At 69.3% G+C, this 16,421-nt stretch carries 12 protein-coding genes; 10 read left to right on the forward strand and 2 right to left on the reverse strand.

What is annotated here, in order from left to right; all coding sequences use genetic code 11:
* Positions 1-123: 123 nt before the first annotated feature.
* The 8 genes from metH to hisG all read left to right on the forward strand — a co-directional run bounded on the left by metH (position 124) and on the right by hisG (position 11,818).
* On the forward strand, positions 124-3,720 hold the full coding sequence (gene metH, locus NAM01S_RS07025; protein ID WP_067781130.1) for a methionine synthase: 3,597 nt from the start codon (positions 124-126) through the stop codon (positions 3,718-3,720).
* 452 nt (positions 3,721-4,172) lie between these two features.
* Positions 4,173-5,873 (forward strand): serine/threonine-protein kinase, encoded by a 1,701-nt coding sequence (locus NAM01S_RS07035; RefSeq protein WP_067781135.1) that lies wholly within the window; start codon positions 4,173-4,175, stop codon positions 5,871-5,873.
* Between the two features lie 29 nt (positions 5,874-5,902).
* Entirely contained in the window at positions 5,903-6,568 is a 666-nt protein-coding gene (locus NAM01S_RS07040) for an HAD family hydrolase (RefSeq protein ID WP_255284293.1), read from the forward strand.
* A gap of 191 nt (positions 6,569-6,759) precedes the next feature.
* Positions 6,760-7,620, forward strand: a complete 861-nt coding sequence (locus NAM01S_RS07045) for a HalD/BesD family halogenase (protein WP_067781141.1) — start codon at positions 6,760-6,762, stop codon at positions 7,618-7,620.
* A gap of 27 nt (positions 7,621-7,647) precedes the next feature.
* Complete coding sequence (locus NAM01S_RS07050) at positions 7,648-8,469, forward strand: class I SAM-dependent methyltransferase (RefSeq protein WP_067781143.1); 822 nt, start codon at positions 7,648-7,650, stop codon at positions 8,467-8,469.
* A gap of 153 nt (positions 8,470-8,622) precedes the next feature.
* Entirely contained in the window at positions 8,623-10,440 is a 1,818-nt protein-coding gene (locus NAM01S_RS07055) for a choline/carnitine O-acyltransferase (RefSeq protein WP_067781146.1), read from the forward strand.
* Between the two features lie 138 nt (positions 10,441-10,578).
* On the forward strand, positions 10,579-10,842 hold the full coding sequence (locus tag NAM01S_RS07060; protein WP_067781149.1) for a phosphoribosyl-ATP diphosphatase: 264 nt from the start codon (positions 10,579-10,581) through the stop codon (positions 10,840-10,842).
* A 124-nt stretch (positions 10,843-10,966) separates the two neighbouring features.
* The gene (gene hisG, locus NAM01S_RS07065) at positions 10,967-11,818 is read left to right on the forward strand and encodes an ATP phosphoribosyltransferase (RefSeq protein WP_067781152.1); all 852 of its coding nucleotides are present in this window, start codon (positions 10,967-10,969) and stop codon (positions 11,816-11,818) included.
* Between the two features lie 109 nt (positions 11,819-11,927).
* On the opposite strand, the gene NAM01S_RS07070 is transcribed toward hisG, so the two are convergent.
* The gene (locus tag NAM01S_RS07070) at positions 11,928-12,836 is read right to left on the reverse strand and encodes a RecB family exonuclease (RefSeq protein ID WP_067781309.1); all 909 of its coding nucleotides are present in this window, start codon (positions 12,834-12,836) and stop codon (positions 11,928-11,930) included.
* A gap of 82 nt (positions 12,837-12,918) precedes the next feature.
* Here NAM01S_RS07070 and NAM01S_RS07075 point away from each other — a divergent pair, with 82 nt between their 5' ends.
* On the forward strand, positions 12,919-13,752 hold the full coding sequence (locus tag NAM01S_RS07075; protein ID WP_067781156.1) for a tRNA (adenine-N1)-methyltransferase: 834 nt from the start codon (positions 12,919-12,921) through the stop codon (positions 13,750-13,752).
* Between the two features lie 76 nt (positions 13,753-13,828).
* On the opposite strand, the gene NAM01S_RS07080 is transcribed toward NAM01S_RS07075, so the two are convergent.
* Positions 13,829-14,359, reverse strand: a complete 531-nt coding sequence (locus NAM01S_RS07080; RefSeq protein WP_067781159.1) for a WKL family lipoprotein — start codon at positions 14,357-14,359, stop codon at positions 13,829-13,831.
* A 181-nt stretch (positions 14,360-14,540) separates the two neighbouring features.
* Here NAM01S_RS07080 and arc point away from each other — a divergent pair, with 181 nt between their 5' ends.
* Positions 14,541-16,301: a proteasome ATPase gene (gene arc / locus NAM01S_RS07085; RefSeq protein ID WP_067781312.1), complete on the forward strand. Its 1,761-nt coding sequence runs from the start codon at positions 14,541-14,543 to the stop codon at positions 16,299-16,301.
* Positions 16,302-16,421 lie beyond the last annotated feature (120 nt).

The raw sequence follows: 16,421 nt of genomic DNA on the forward strand, positions 1-16,421 counted from the left end.
TCGTCGTGAGGCTCGCCGTCGACCGGTGGACGCCCCTCGGCCGAATGTGGCGCGGCACACGCTCACCAGGGCCATCCGCAGGCTGTTGGTTGGCGGTCGTACCCGGCCTTTACGCTTGTACCCATGTCTGTGTCCAATTCCGCCGGGTTCGATACCACGCTTCTCGACACGCTCGCCCGGCGTGTCGTCATCGGTGACGGCGCGATGGGCACGATGTTGCAGGCGGCGGATCTGACGCTGGACGATTTCCGTGGGCTCGAAGGCTGTAACGAGATCCTCAACGAGACCCGGCCCGACGTGCTGCGCGCCATCCATCGGGCGTACTTCGAGGCGGGCGCGGACGCGGTCGAGACCAACACCTTCGGCTGCAACCTGCCGAACCTGGCCGATTACGACATCGCGGATCGGATTCGCGATCTGTCCGAGCGTGGCACCCGTCTGGCGCGTGAAGTGGCCGACGAGATGGGGCCGAGCGAGGACGGCACGCCGCGGTACGTGCTCGGCTCGATGGGCCCTGGCACGAAGTTGCCGACGCTGGGGCACGCGCCGTACACGGTGTTGCGCGACGCGTACGTCGAGGCCGCGCTCGGCATGCTGGAGGGCGGCGCGGACGCGATCCTGATCGAGACCTGCCAGGACCTGTTGCAGGTCAAGGCGGCGGTGACGGGCAGCAAGCGGGCGATGGAGCGGGCGGGCCGCCGGATTCCGATCATCACCCACGTGACGGTGGAGACGACCGGCACGATGCTGGTCGGCAGTGAGATCGGCGCGGCGTTGACCGCGATCGAGCCGCTCGGCATCGACATGATCGGGTTGAACTGCGCGACCGGCCCGGACGAGATGAGCGAACACCTGCGGCATCTGTCGCGGCACTCGCGGGTGCCGGTGTCGGTGATGCCGAACGCGGGTCTGCCGGTGCTCGGCGCCAAGGGCGCCGAGTACCCGTTGACGCCGGAGGAACTGGCCGTTTCCATGCGCCAGTTCGTCAGCGAGTTCGGGTTGGCGCTGGTCGGCGGGTGCTGCGGCACCACGCCCGAGCACATCCGTCAGATGCGCGAGGCGGTGCGCGAGGTCGAGCCGACGCTGGCGCCGATCGCGCAGCGCCGCTCGCCGGTGCACGAGCCGAGCGTGTCGAGCATGTACACCGCGGTGCCGTTCGAGCAGGACGCTTCGGTGATGATGATCGGCGAGCGCACGAATGCCAACGGTTCCAAGGCTTTCCGCGAGGCGATGCTGGCCGAGGACTGGCAGAAGTGCCTCGACATCGCCAAGGACCAGACGCGGGACGGCGCGCACATGCTGGATCTGTGCGTCGACTATGTCGGCCGCGACGGAAGCAAGGACATGGAGGCGCTGGCCTCGCGCCTGGCGACCGCATCGACCCTGCCGATCATGCTGGACTCCACCGAGACCCCGGTGCTGCAAGCCGGGCTCGAGCACTTGGGCGGCCGCTGCGCGGTGAACTCGGTGAACTACGAGGACGGTGACGGACCGGAGTCCCGGTTCCAACAGACCATGCGGTTGGTCGCCGAGCACGGCGCCGCGGTGGTCGCGCTGACCATCGACGAGGAAGGCCAAGCTCGCACCGCCGAGAAGAAGGTGGAGATCGCCGAGCGTCTGATCGCCGACATCACCGGCAACTGGGGTCTGGCCGAGTCCGACATCATCATCGACACCCTGACCTTCACCCTGGGCACCGGTCAGGAGGAGTCCCGCCGTGACGGCCTGGAGACCATCGAGGCCATCCGGGAACTCAAGCGCCGTCACCCGCGGGTGCAGACGACCCTGGGTCTGTCGAATATCTCCTTCGGTTTGAACGCGGCCGCGCGGCAGGTGCTGAACTCGGTGTTCATGCACGAGTGCGTGCAGGCGGGGCTGGATTCGGCGATCGTGCACGCCTCCAAGATCCTGCCGATGAGCCGGATCCCGGACGAGCAGCGCGAGACCGCGCTGGACCTGGTCTACGACCGGCGCACCGAAGACTACGACCCGTTGCAGAAGTTGATGGAGTTGTTCGAGGGTGTCTCGGCGTCGTCGTCGAAGGCGTCGCGCGCCGAGGAGCTGGCGGCGTTGCCGCTGTTCGAGCGGCTCGAGCGGCGCATCGTCGACGGCGAGAAGGCGGGCATGGAGGCCGACCTGGACGCGGCGATGACCGAGGTGCCGCCGCTGCGGATCATCAACGAGACGCTGCTCGCGGGGATGAAGACCGTCGGCGAGCTGTTCGGCTCCGGTCAGATGCAGCTGCCGTTCGTATTGCAGTCCGCGGAGGTGATGAAGGCCGCGGTCGCCTACCTGGAGCCGCACATGGAGGCCACCGACGACTCCGGCAAGGGCCGGATCGTGCTGGCCACCGTGAAAGGCGATGTGCACGACATCGGCAAGAACCTGGTCGACATCATCCTGTCCAACAACGGCTACGAGGTGGTCAACCTCGGCATCAAGCAGCCGATCGCGACCATCCTCGATGCCGCGGTGGACAAGAAGGCCGATGTGATCGGCATGTCGGGGCTGCTGGTGAAGTCGACCGTGGTGATGAAGGAGAACCTCGAGGAGCTCAACGCCCGCGGTGTGGCCGAGCAGTTCCCGGTGCTGTTGGGCGGGGCCGCGCTGACCCGCGCCTACGTCGAGAACGACCTGACCGAGGTCTACGAGGGCGACGTGCACTACGCCCGCGACGCGTTCGAGGGCCTGCGGCTGATGGACGACATCATGACCCGCAAGCGCGGCGGCGGCCCGGACCCCGACAGCCCCGAGGCCGTGGCCGAACGCGAGAAGGCCGCCGAACGCAAGGCCCGCCACGAACGGTCCAAGCGGATCGCCGCCCAGCGCAAGGCCGCCGAGACTCCCGTGGTGGTGCCCGAGCGCTCCGACGTCGCCGCCGATCTGCCGGTGCCGGTGCCGCCGTTCTGGGGCACGCGGGTGATCAAAGGCCTGTCGTTGCACGACTACTCGGGTCTGCTCGACGAGCGGGCGCTGTTCTTGGGTCAGTGGGGTCTGCGCGGCCAGCGCGGCGGTGACGGACCCTCCTACGAGGAACTGGTGGAAACCGAAGGCCGACCCCGGCTGCGGGCCTGGCTGGATCGGCTCTCCACCGAGGGCGTGCTGCAGCACGCGGCGGTGGTCTACGGCTACTTCCCCGCGGTGTCGGAGGGCGACGAGGTCGTCGTGCTGACCGAGCCCGAGCCGGACGCGTCGGAACGGTATCGGTTCACCTTCCCGCGCCAGCAGCGCGACCGGTTCCTGTGCATCGCCGACTTCATCCGCTCGCGGGCCAAGGCCCGCGAGACCGGCCAGGTCGACGTGCTGCCGTTCCAGTTGGTGACCATGGGCCAGCCCATCGCCGACTTCGCCAACGAACTGTTCGCCGCCGACAACTACCGCGACTACCTCGAGGTGCACGGCATCGGCGTCCAGCTCACCGAGGCGCTCGCCGAGTACTGGCACCGCCGCGTCCGCGAAGAACTGGTCCTGGAAGGGCATTCGGTGGCCGAATCCGACCCCGAGGACGTGCAGGACTACTTCAAGCTCGGCTACCGCGGCGCGCGCTACTCCTTCGGCTACGGCGCCTGCCCCGACCTCGAGGACCGCGCCAAGCTCGTCGACCTGCTCGAGGCCGACCGCATCGGCGTCGTGCTCTCCGAGGAACTCCAGCTGCACCCCGAGCAGTCCACCGACGCCTTCGTCCTGCTGCACCCCGAGGCGAAATACTTCAACGCCTGATCCGTCCGGCGAGGATGTCGGCGCCGCCGTTTCCGCTGGGGGCGGCGCCCTCGTGACCTGAGCGATGTGATGGTGCTCACCGGCTGTGGGAAGGTGCTCGTGGGCAGGCTCGGCCCGCGATTCCTGCCGCTGACCTGCGGATCGGCGGGAAGTGGCCGACCACCGAACGGCTGCGGCGCGAATACCCGGTACCGGCGGGTACGCTTTAAGGTTCGAGGCTGTCCGGGTATTCGACCGTCCGGTCCGCGCCATCACGTCGAGGCGGCTGGAGTCTGTCGGATGGGTATGCCATTGTCGAAGAGTTGCAACTGCATCCGGAGCAGTCGGCGGATGCCGTTCGTCTCGCTGCTGACGGGTGCGAAGCACTTCGGCGCGTAGGGATTTCGCCGGAAACCCGCTGGGCGCGCCGGAGTGCTCGACGGCTCGGCGCACAGCAGGAGGGGCACGACCACATGACGGCGGACCGGTTGATCGCTGGACGGTATCGGCTGACGGATCCGATCGGCACCGGCGCGATGGGTGTGGTGTGGCGGGCGACCGACGTGCGACTGCGCCGCACCGTGGCGGTGAAACAGCTGCTGCTCGGCCCAGGGCTCTCCAAGGAGCAGGCGCTGGAGTCGAAACTGCGCGCGATGCGCGAGGGGCGGATCGCCGCGCGGCTGCACCACCCGAACGCGATCACCGTCTTCGACGTCGCCGAAGAGGACGGCCAGCCGTGGCTCGTCATGGAGTACATGAACGCGCCGAGCCTGGCGGCCAAGCTGTCCGGGCATCGCACCCTGTCGCCGATCGAGGTGGCCAAGATCGGCGCGCAGGCCGCCGCCGCGCTGGCCGCCGCGCACGACGCGGGCATCATGCACCGCGATGTGAAACCGGCCAACCTGCTCGTCGCCGACGACGGCACCGTGAAGATCACCGACTTCGGCATCTCCCGCGCGGTCGGCGACGTGACCGTCACCGCTACCGGATTCCTCGCGGGCACCCCCGCCTATCTCGCGCCGGAGGTGGCGCGCGGCGAGAACCCGGAACCGGCGTCCGACGTGTTCGCGCTCGGCTCCACGCTGTACGCCGCGGTGGAGGGCGCGCCGCCGTTCGGCGAGGGCGACAACGCGCTCGCGGTGCTGCACGCCGTCGCACGCGCCGAGGTGCCCGAGCCGCGTCGCGCCGACGGGCTCGCGCCGGTGCTGATGCACCTCCTCGCCGCGAGCATCGACGCGCGCCCGAGCATGCGCGAGGCGAAGGAGGCGCTGGAAGCCGTTGCGGCGGGCCGGGTTCCGGCACTGGCGGCCGCACCGGTGGTGACCAAGGTGCTGCCGGCGCCAGGGGCCGACGCGACCACCGTGCTCGCTACGTCCGCCGCCACCGCGAGCACCGGGAACGCTTCCGACGCCACCGAATTCGTGCCGAGCGCGGCGCTCGCCGCCGCGCCGCCTTCGCCGCCGAGGCCGGGCACGGCGGGACCGTCCGGCGGCGGCACGCTGCCCGGCGCGACCGGTGGCGGCGCCGGGCCGAACAAACAGACCCTCGCCGTGCTGGCCGCCGCCGCGGTGGTCGTGCTGGTCGTTGTGGTGGCGTTCGCGCTGTCCTCCGGCGGGGACCGAGGCGGATCGGACGGCCAGACCGCAGCCCCGCAGCCGGGGACGAGCGAGGCGCTGCAGCCGCCGCCCGGCACCGGCGGGGATCAAACCGAGGAGCCCCAGGCCCAGGTGCCCACCGCCGCACCGCAGAACACCGAGACCCCGACGATCGTGCCCGCCACGCCATCCAGCAGCGCCGCGCCGTCGACCAGCCCGAGCAGTACAACGCGGCCGCCGACGACCACGATCACCACGACGCCGTTCGGGCCGCCGACACCGGACCGGGTCGCCCAGTTCATCCAGGGCTACTACGGCATGCTGCCCGGCAACGTGTCCGGCGCGTGGTCGCAGCTCTCGCCCGGCTACCAGGCCCAGACCGGCGGCTACAACTCCTACGCCTCGTTCTGGTCCACCATCCGCTCAGTCCAGGTCAACGGCATCACGCCGCGAGGCAACGACGGCGCGACCGTCTCCCTGACCTACGTGAAGACCAACGGCGCGGTGGACCGGGAGAACCGCTGGATCCAGGTCCGCCAGGACGGCGGCCGGATGGTCATCACCGGTTCCGGCGTATGAGCCGGGGAACACGAGGAGACATACCGCACGTGACAGCGCGACTCGCCGCGGTGCTGTGGGACATGGACGGGACGCTGCTGGACTCGGAGAAGCTCTGGGACATGGCCGTTCGCGAGCTCGCGGTGCGACTCGGCAGCGCGATGACCGACGAGATCCGGCACGCGCTCATCGGCGCGTCCGGCCCGAACGCCCTGCGCATCCTGTTCAACGGCCTCGGACTCGATCCGACGCCGGAGGCACTGCGCGACGCCGCGGGCTTCCTGGAGCAGCGCGTCACCGAGTTGATGACCGGCCCCATCCCGTGGCGGCCCGGCGCCAAGGACGCGCTCGGCTTGGTCCGCGACGCGGGCCTGGCCTCGGCGCTCGTCACCAACACCAAGCGCTCGCTGACCGAATACGGTCTGGACACCCTCGGCCGTGACTTCTTCGACGTCTCCGTCTGTGGCGACGAGGTGCCCGAGGGCAAACCCGAGCCGGACGTCTACCTGCGCGCCGCCGACCTGCTCGGCGTGCACCCGCGCGACTGCGTGGCGATCGAGGATTCGCCGACCGGCACCCGTGCCGCCGCGGCCGCGGGCTGTGCGGTCCTCGTCGTCCCCTGTGAGATCCCGGTCTCGCGCGCCCCCGGCCTCGTCTTCCGCGACACGTTGGTCGGCCTCACCCTGACCGACCTGGAACAGACTCTCCGCACCTGACGCCCCTTCACATTTTCGGGTTGTCGTCCGGCACAAGACTGGTCGGTCCAATGGTGTTCCGAGCACCTGAAAACGCGCGGGAGTTACTGTGCTGCAACGCAAATGCGCGCAGATAGTAAGTGTGACCGCACTCACCGGCAACTTTTCCGAATCCCCGGGCGTGTCGTCGGGCGCTGCACCAAAATGACGCCATGGCTGCGACGGGTGTGTTGGACGAAATCGTCGACACCGCAAGGTATCCGCTCGAATCGCCGGACTCGGCGGGATGGCGGACGGCGGTCGACGCGGCGCGGGCCGACCTGGCCGAGAGCGGCTGCACGGTGCTGCGCGAGTTCATCCGGCCCGAGCTCGTCGAGACGCTGCGCGCGCAGGGCGAAGACATGGCGCCGCACGCGCACTACGAGGTCGAGCGGGTCAACGCCTACAACATCCCGCTGGATACCGAACTGCCCCAGGATCATCCGGGCCGCATCGTGCTGGAACGCGGCAACGCCTTCGTGCCGCGCGACCGCATCCCCGCCGACACGCTGATCCACCGGCTCTATACCAGTGCCGCGTTCCAGCGCTTCGTCGCGGACTGCTTCGATCTGCCCGAGTTGCACGAATACGCCGACCCGCTGGCCGGGCTGTGCCTGAACGTGGTCGCCCCCGGCATGTCGCACCCGTGGCACTTCGACACCAACGAGTTCACCGTCAGCATGCTCACCCAGCTGCCCGAAGTGGGCGGGGTCTTCGAGTACTGCCCAGGCATCCGCTCGCCGCACGCCGAGAACCTCGCCGACGTGCGCGACGTGCTGACCGGGTCCGGCGAGCGCCTGATCCGTAAGCTCGAGCTGCGCCCCGGCGACCTGCAACTGTTCCAAGGACGCTTCTCGCTGCACCGCGTGTCGCCGGTTTCCGGTGGCAGGCAACGACATTCGGCGATCTTCGCCTATACCGACCGGCCGGGTGTCATCGGCACCGTGGAGCGGACCCGCCAGCTGTTCGGTCGCGTTTTGCCCGAACACGTCGCCGAGGACCGCCTGGTTCGCGGCGACCGACTACTCGACTGAGCCCAGCTCGACCCGAGAGGAACACACGTGCCAGTACCCCTAGACACGACCGGGAAAGCCTCCTTCGACGACATCTACGACCGTCCCGATCCTCGCGAGTACTACGCACGGATGTCCGAGCTGGACTACCGCATACCCGAACTGGCGAAGCCGTTCTTCGAGCAGCAGATCCGGGAGTATCGCGCCTCCGCCCGCGTCGCGGCGCCGACCGTGCTGGACATCGGCTGCTCCTACGGCGTGACCGCGGCGCTGCTGCGCTTCGACACCGGCATCGGCGAGCTCGCCGCGCACTACCGCGACGCCGCGGACGCCGACCGCGACGGCCTGATCGCCCGCGATCGCGCCCGCCTCGCCGAGCACGATCATTACCACGACGTGCGCTTCGTGGGCATCGACGCCGCCCGCCCTGCGCTCGACTACGCGCTGGCCGCGGGATTGCTGCACGACACCGTGCACGCCGACCTCGAATCCGCCGATCCCACCGACGGACAGCGCGAGGTGCTCGCCGCCGCCGACATCGTGCTGTCGACCGGCTGCATCGGGTACGTCACCGAGAAGACTCTGCTGCGGATCGCCACCGCGCACCCGCGGCGCAGGCCGTGGATGGCGCACTTCGTGCTGCGCATGTTCGACTTCGATCCGATGGCCGAGGAACTCGCCGCGCTCGGCTACCGCACGGAGCGGGCGCCCGGTCTGTTCCAGCAGCGCAGGTTCGCCTCCGCCGACGAACAACAACGCGTGCTGAACACGCTGTCCGACAGGGGAATCGACACCAGAGACCGGGAAGCCGACGGCTGGCTGTACGCGCATCTCTACCTGTCGCGGCCCGGTCCCAAGGGCCGCGCCTGAAGGTTTCGCCCGAAAACACCGGCAGCCTCTTGTCGAAACTCGGCATCGTCGCCGAGGATCTGTAGTGGAGCGACGCACTCCACCCCCGCACGCACGGACGCTGTCTCGCCGTGCGCGTCTCACCCACCGCACCCGAACCCCGAGGACTCCGACTTGACCGACCGCACCTTCGCCGCCGAAGACCACCTGCCCCGGGTACCGCTGCCGACACTGGAGGACAGCTGCGCCAGGTTCCTGGAATGGTGCACCCCGCTGCTCAGCGACGACGAACTCGCCACCACCGAGGCGGCGGTCGCCGACCTGCTCCGGCCGGACGGTCCCGGCCGGACACTGCACGCGGCACTGGCGGAGTACGACGCCACCCCCGGTGTGGGCAGCTGGCTCGACCTGTTCTGGCCGTCGCGCTACCTCGGCCGACGTGATCGAATCGCGTTGAACGCCAACTTCTTCTTCCTCTTCCGCGACGACACGCCGCTGGCCGCGTCCACCGCGGCCGATCAGGTCGAGCGCGCGGCGGCCATCGTCTCGGCGGCCGTGGACTACAAGCTGGCCCTCGACGAGGAAGCCATCCCGCCGGTCACCCAGCGCGGGCAGCAACTGTCCATGTGGCAGAACAAGTACCTGTTCTCCGAGACCAGGATTCCCGGCGAACAGCAGGACACGGTGCGGGTGCCGTACAGCCCCGAGTGGCCAGGCCCCTCGCAGGAGCGGCACATCGTGGTGTTCTACCGCGGCAGCATGTTCCGGATGGACGTGATCGGCACGGGCGGCGCGCCGTACTCCCTCGACGATCTCGCCGACGGTCTGCGCGCGGTGCTCAAGGCCGGATCGCGCTCGGCGCGCACCGACACCGCCGTCGGGCACCTCACCACCAAGGCGCGCGCCGAATGGGCGGCGAGCCGGGCCGCGCTGCGCGCCGAACCCGCCAACGTCGCGGCGCTCGACACCATCGAAACGGCTCTGTTCTGTCTGTGCCTGGAGGACTTCACCCCCCGCGACGCCCTGCACGCCTGCGACCAGCTGCTGCACGGCGACAGCGCCAATCGCTGGTTCGACAAGGCGGTCTCGTTCATCGTCTTCGGCGACGGCCAGGCGGGCATCAACGTCGAGCACTGCGGACTGGACGGCACCACCATCCTGTCGTTCGTGGACGCGCTGCTGGAGACGCCCGCCGCCGAACACGCGCGGCGCTCGGGCGCCAAGGCGCAGGGGCTGCCCGCCGTGGAGCCGATCGAGTTCACCCTCGACGCCGCCCTGCGCACCGACATCGCGGCGGCGGGCGCGGCCTTCGCCGGCTACGCGGCCGAAAACGCCACGCAGACGGTCTCTTTCGAGGACTTCGGCACTGCGCGGGCCAAGCAGCTCGGCATCTCGCCGGACGCCTTCGCCCAGTTGAGCTACCAGCTCGCGCACCGGCGAAGCAAGGGCATCACCGGCGCCACCTACGAATCCATCGCGACCCGCCAGTACCGCAACGGCCGCACCGAGGCCATGCGGGTGGTGACCCCGGAGATGATCGCCTTCGTCGACACCATGCAGGATCCGGCCGCCGACACCGCCGCCCGGCTCGCGGCCGCGCGCACCGCCGCGGCCAAGCACGTCGAACGGGCCAAGCAGTGCCAGGCCGGTGAAGCGCCGGAACAGCACCTGTGGGAGCTGGAGTGGATCCAGCGCCGCCGCGGCGCGGAACTCGGTGTCACCGAACCGATTCCGCTCTACACCAGCCCCGGCTGGACGATCATGCGCGACGACTACCTCAGCACCAGCTCCGCGCCCTCGGTCAACATCCAGTACTTCGGCTTCGGCTCGACGAGCCCGCGCTGCATCGGCGTCGCCTACGTGCTGCTGCCCGACCGCTGGAACCTCTACCTGGCCACTCCGAAGGCGGTGGCCGACCAGATGTACGCGTTCGCCGATCACCTGCGCGAGGCGGTGCGCGAACTGGCGGAGCTGTTGGCGTCGGGGGAGTGACCGGCGTCGACCGGCCGCGCTGAGCTCCGCGTCCGCGCGATGAGGCCCAGCGTCCGCGCGATGAGCGCGCGGGCCGTCCCGGTCCCGTGGTGGACCGGGGCGGTAGCTGGGAACGCGCGTCTGAGAGAATGACCAGCCGTGAAGACTTTCGAAACCCTGTTCGCCGAGCTGCAGGATCGTGCCATCACCCGCCCCGAGGGTTCCGGCACCGTGGCCGCGCTGGACGCCGGTGTGCATGCCCAGGGTAAGAAGGTGCTCGAGGAGGCTGGCGAGGTCTGGCTCGCCGCCGAACACGAGAGCGACGAATCGCTGGCCGAGGAGATCTCGCAGCTGCTCTACTGGGTCCAGGTGCTCATGGTGGGCCGGGGACTGAAGCTCGACGACGTGTACCGACATCTGTGACGGTCGCGTCCATTCCGTAGTTTCGTTCCCCGCCGGAGCGGGTCAGGCCCGGAGGCGGTAGCGGAGCGTGACCACGGAGGGCCCCCGCTCAGGCCAAGTCGAACACCGAAAGGAAGCCCACCCCATGCTGCGCGTCGCAGTCCCCAACAAAGGCGCCCTGTCCGAATCCGCGACCTCCATCCTGGCCGAGGCCGGATACCGCAAGCGCACCGATTCCCGCGACCTGAGCGTCCTCGATCCCGCGAACCAGGTCGAGTTCTACTTCCTGCGTCCCAAGGACATCGCGGTCTACGTCGGTTCCGGTGAACTCGACCTCGGCATCACCGGCCGCGATCTCGCGTTGGACTCCGGCGCGCCGGTGCAGGAGCGGCTGGCGCTCGGTTTCGGCCGCTCGACCTTCCGCTACGCCGCCCCCGCGGGCCGGGAGTGGAAGGTCGAGGACCTGCACGACAAGCGCATCGCCACCTCCTACCCGAACCTGGTGCTCGCGGATCTGCGGCGTCGCGGCATCGAGGCCGAGGTGATCCGCCTCGACGGCGCGGTGGAGATCTCGATCCAGCTCGGCGTCGCCGACGCCATCGCCGACGTGGTCGGCTCGGGGCGCACGCTGCGCCAGCACAACCTGGTCGCCTTTGGCGAGACCCTCTGCGATTCGGAGGGCGTGCTCATCGAGGCGGTCGGCTCGGACCAGAACGATCGGGCCCGCAACCAGCTCATCGCCCGTGTCCAGGGCGTGGTGTTCGCTCAGCAGTACCTGATGCTGGACTACGACTGCCCGAAGGAGCTGCTCGAGCAGGCCGTGCGGATCACGCCGGGCCTGGAATCGCCGACCGTCTCCCCGCTCGCCGACGCCGACTGGGTCGCGGTGCGGGCGCTGGTGCCGCGCGGCAAGGGCAACGCGGTGATGGACGAGCTGGCCGACCTCGGCGCCAAGGCCATCCTGGCCACCGACATCCGCTCCTGCCGCGCCTTCTGACGGCTGGACGCCGACCCCGCGCCACCGGCGTGCTCGGAAACGCGGTGCCGCAAGCGATTCCGCGTCCGACGGTGGTCCGGATCGGGGCGCGCGGTCTCCGGCCGCACTGTCAGTCGGCGACGGCCTCGGCCAGCGTCTCGTCCGGCGACTCGCCGTCGTTCTCCGGCCAGCCGGGGTACGGCGGCGGGGTGCCGCCGAACTCCGGGCACAGCGGTTTGTAGTCGCAGTAGTCGCACAGCCAGCTGGTGGTCGGCGGGAACTCCCCGGTGCGGCCTGCCTCGCGCACGGCCGTCCACAGCGCGGACAGGGTGCGCTCGAAGCGGCCCAGCTCCTCGGCGTCGGGCGCGTAGGTGAGGATCTGCCGGTCGGCCAGGTAGATCAGGCGCAGCTGGGCGGGCAGCACGCCGCGGGTGCGCAGCACCACCAGCGCGTAGAACTTCAGCTGGAACAGCGCCTTGGTCTCCTGCGCGAGACCGGGCGCGCGGCCGGTCTTGTAGTCGACCACCCGCAGCTCACCGGTCGGGGCCACGTCGATCCGGTCGACGTATCCGCGCAGCAGCACCCCGTCGTCCAGTTCGACCTCCACCCGCGCCTCGCGCGACTCCGGCTCGAACCGGGTCGGGTCCTCCAGCTGGTAGTAGCTCTCGACCAGCGCGCGGACCTCGTCGAGGAACGGCCCGAGCCCGTCGGCCTCGATCGGCTCCGCCACCTCCGGCTGCGCCGCGAGCACCCGCGCCCAGGCCGGCTCCACCAGCGCGTCGGCCCGCTCGGGTCCGCGCTCCGCCGCGGGCAGTCCGTACAGGTCCTCCAGCACCGCGTGCACCACCGTGCCGCGCACCGCGTGGCGCGAGGGCGGCTCCGGGATCCGGTCGATCGCACGGAAGCGGTACTTCAGCGGGCACTGCTTGAAATCCATTGCCCGCGAAGGCGACAGCGCGGGCCTGCGGCGTGCTTCGGCGGGCGCGGGCGGCCCGGCGGAGGCGGCGTCGGCAGGGGGCGTGGACACGGGCGCTGGCATACCTGGCAGGCTATCCGGCGGCACCGACACGCCGGTGCCGAACCGCGACGACAGCGCGACGACGAGCAGCGAACGGAGATTCATGACGGCCAGACGGACCGGGCCATTCACCACCGGGGACCGGGTGCAGCTGACCGATGCCAAGGGACGCCTCTACACGGTGATCTTGGAGCCGGGCAAGGAGTTCCACACCCACCGGGGCGGGATCAAGCACGACGATCTGATCGGCGCCGACGAAGGCAGCCTCGTGCACTCCACCAACGGCACCCCGTACCTCGCGCTGCGGCCGCTGCTCGTCGACTACGTGCTGTCCATGCCGCGAGGCGCCGCCGTGATCTACCCGAAGGACGCCGCGCAGATCGTGCACGAGGGCGATGTGTTCCCCGGCGCGCGCGTTCTGGAGGCAGGCGCTGGCTCCGGCGCGCTGACGTGTTCGCTGTTGCGCGCGGTTGGCCCGGAGGGCGAAGTCGTGTCCTACGAGATCCGCGATGACCACGCCGAGCACGCCGTCCGCAATGTCGAACGGTTCTTCGGCGAACGTCCAGCTAACTGGAGTCTCACCGTCGGCGACGTCGCCGACTACACCGGCGACCCGGTGGACCGGGTGGTGCTCGACATGCTGGCGCCGTGGGACGCGCTGCCCGCGGTGTCCAAGGCGCTGGTGCCCGGCGGCGTCCTCATCGTCTACGTCGCGACCGTCACCCAGTTGTCCAAGGTGGTCGAGGCGCTACGCGAGCAGGAATGCTGGACCGAGCCGCGGTCCTGGGAGTCGATGGTCCGCGGCTGGCACGTCGTCGGCCTCGCCGTGCGCCCCGAACACCGCATGCAGGGCCACACGGCGTTCCTGGTGAGCGCGCGCAGGCTGGCCGAGGGAGTGGTCACCCCCAAGCCGCAACGCCGCCCCTCGAAGGGCTGAGGCGTCGCGACGCCCGCGCTGCCGTACGCGGTCCATCGAAGGACCGCGTACGGCCGGAGTGAAGGCGGCGGTACGGTCAGGGCGTGCAGGGCGCCTGCGCGAAGCCGAGCAGGGTGCAGGCGGTGGCGTCCGAGAGCTTCCACTTGCCGTCGACGTGCTGCCAGGTCATCGGCATCGCGGGGGCCGAGCCGTGCGGCGAGGTGATGACGACCTGCGCGGTCGCGGTCTCGCCCTCGGTCTTGACGTCGGTCACCGCGAAGGTGAGCTGGCCGTAGCCCGCGAGCAGCTGGTTCATCTGGTCGATGTTGGCGGTGCGCTTCTCGCCGTCCACGATGACCGCGGTCTTCTCGGCCGTCGGCTTGCTCGGGTCGGCGACCAGCGCCAGGGTGGCCTGCAGTTCCTCGGCCTTGGGCGCGTCCGCGCCCGCGTGGTCGTGGCCGCCCGCGGCGCCGGTGGTCGCGGCCGCGGTGGTGGCCACCGCCGAGGTGGTGGTCGCGGCGGTGTCGGACGAGTCGTCCGAGCCGCAGGCGGTCAGCCCGACCGTAACGGCGAGGGCCGCCGCGGCGGTAGCCACGGAAACACGCAGGGTCTTGGCGGGAAGGAGCATTCTCTAGCAACCTTTCGGCTTGGGCGTCGAGGAACCTCGCGCCTTGTCGGGTTAGGGCAGGCTAACATGGTTGCTCGGCCGCCGATCGCAGCGCAGATGTGATCACGACGAAACCATGTCGGAAAGCGAGAACGGTTCGCGCCCGGTAGCGTTGATAGACCGGGACTGGGAGGAGCAGCACATGAGCCCCATCGAGAATTCGGATTCGGCGGCCTGGAGAGAGCTCGAGGCGATACGCGCCGAGGCGGCTGCACTCCGAAGGCAACTCGCCGATTCGCCGGATCGCACACGGGAATTGGAAGCCCGCATCGATTCGCTGACCATTCGCAACACGAAGCTGATGGACACACTCAAGGAGGCGCGCCAGCAACTGGTCGCGCTGCGCGAGGAGGTCGATCGGCTGGGTCAGCCGCCGAGCGGATACGGCGTTCTGATCGGCGTGTACGACGATCAGACGGTCGACGTGTTCACTTCGGGTCGCAAGATGCGGTTGACGTGTTCACCGAACATCGACACCTCGACCCTCGAGTACGGCCAGACCGTGCGTCTCAACGAGGCGCTGACGGTGGTCGAGGCGAGCTCGTTCGATTCGGTCGGTGAGATCGGCACCTTGCGCGAGATCCTCGACGACGGTCGCCGCGCGCTGGTCGTCGGCCACGCCGACGAGGAGCGGGTGGTCTGGCTGGCGGGTCCGCTGGCCAAGGTGGCCGAGGTCGACGATCTCGACGATCCCGATGCGCCCATTCGCAAGCTGCGGCCCGGTGATTCCCTGCTGGTCGACACCAAGGCGGGCTTCGCCTTCGAGCGGATCCCCAAGGCCGAGGTGGAAGACCTCGTGCTCGAGGAAGTCCCGGACGTCGACTACAACGACATCGGTGGTCTCGGACGCCAGATCGAGCAGATCCGCGACGCGGTGGAATTGCCGTTCCTGCACAAGGATCTGTTCCGGGAGTACGCGCTGCGCCCGCCCAAGGGCGTGCTGCTCTACGGTCCGCCCGGTTGCGGTAAGACGCTGATCGCCAAGGCGGTGGCCAACTCGCTGGCCAAGAAGATCGCCGAGGCGCGCGGTGAGGACGCCAAGGAAGCCAAGTCGTTCTTCCTGAACATCAAGGGTCCCGAGCTGCTCAACAAGTTCGTCGGCGAGACCGAGCGCCACATCCGGATCATCTTCCAGCGGGCGCGCGAGAAGGCCTCCGAGGGCACGCCGGTGATCGTGTTCTTCGACGAGATGGACTCGATCTTCCGCACCCGCGGCTCGGGTGTCTCCTCCGATGTGGAGACAACCGTTGTGCCGCAGCTGCTTTCGGAGATCGACGGTGTCGAGGGCCTGGAGAACGTCATCGTCATCGGCGCCTCCAACCGCGAGGACATGATCGACCCCGCGATCCTGCGGCCGGGCCGCCTGGACGTCAAGATCAAGATCGAGCGGCCGGACGCCGAATCGGCGCAGGACATCTTCTCCAAGTACCTGACCGAGGAGTTGCCGCTGCACGCCGACGATCTCGAGGAGTTCGGCGGCGACAAGGGCGCCTGCATCCGCGCGATGATCGAACGGGTCGTCGACCGGATGTACGCCGAGAGCGAGGACAACCGCTTCCTGGAGGTCACCTACGCCAACGGTGACAAGGAAGTCCTGTACTTCAAGGACTTCAACTCCGGCGCCATGATCCAGAACATCGTGGACCGCTCCAAGAAGTACGCCATCAAGGCGGTGCTCGACACCGGCAACCCGGGTCTGCGCATCCAGCATCTCTACGATTCGATCGTGGACGAGTTCTCCGAGAACGAGGACCTGCCCAACACCACGAATCCCGATGACTGGGCCCGCATCTCGGGTAAGAAGGGCGAGCGCATCGTGTACATCCGCACCCTGGTGACGGGCAAGAACGCCAGCGCCAGCCGTGCGATCGACACGGAGTCGAATACGGGTCAGTACCTGTAGGTGTGAGTTCGGTGTGGGCCGCGTCTCCGATGGGTGGCGCGGCCCTCGCCGTGTTCGGGCGAGCGCATCGTCTACATCCGGCTGCGCTGGATGCACGGGCAAGAACGCCAGTGCCAGCCG

The organism is Nocardia amikacinitolerans NBRC 108937 (assembly GCF_001612615.1).
Classification (GTDB): Bacteria; Actinomycetota; Actinomycetes; order Mycobacteriales; family Mycobacteriaceae; genus Nocardia; species Nocardia amikacinitolerans.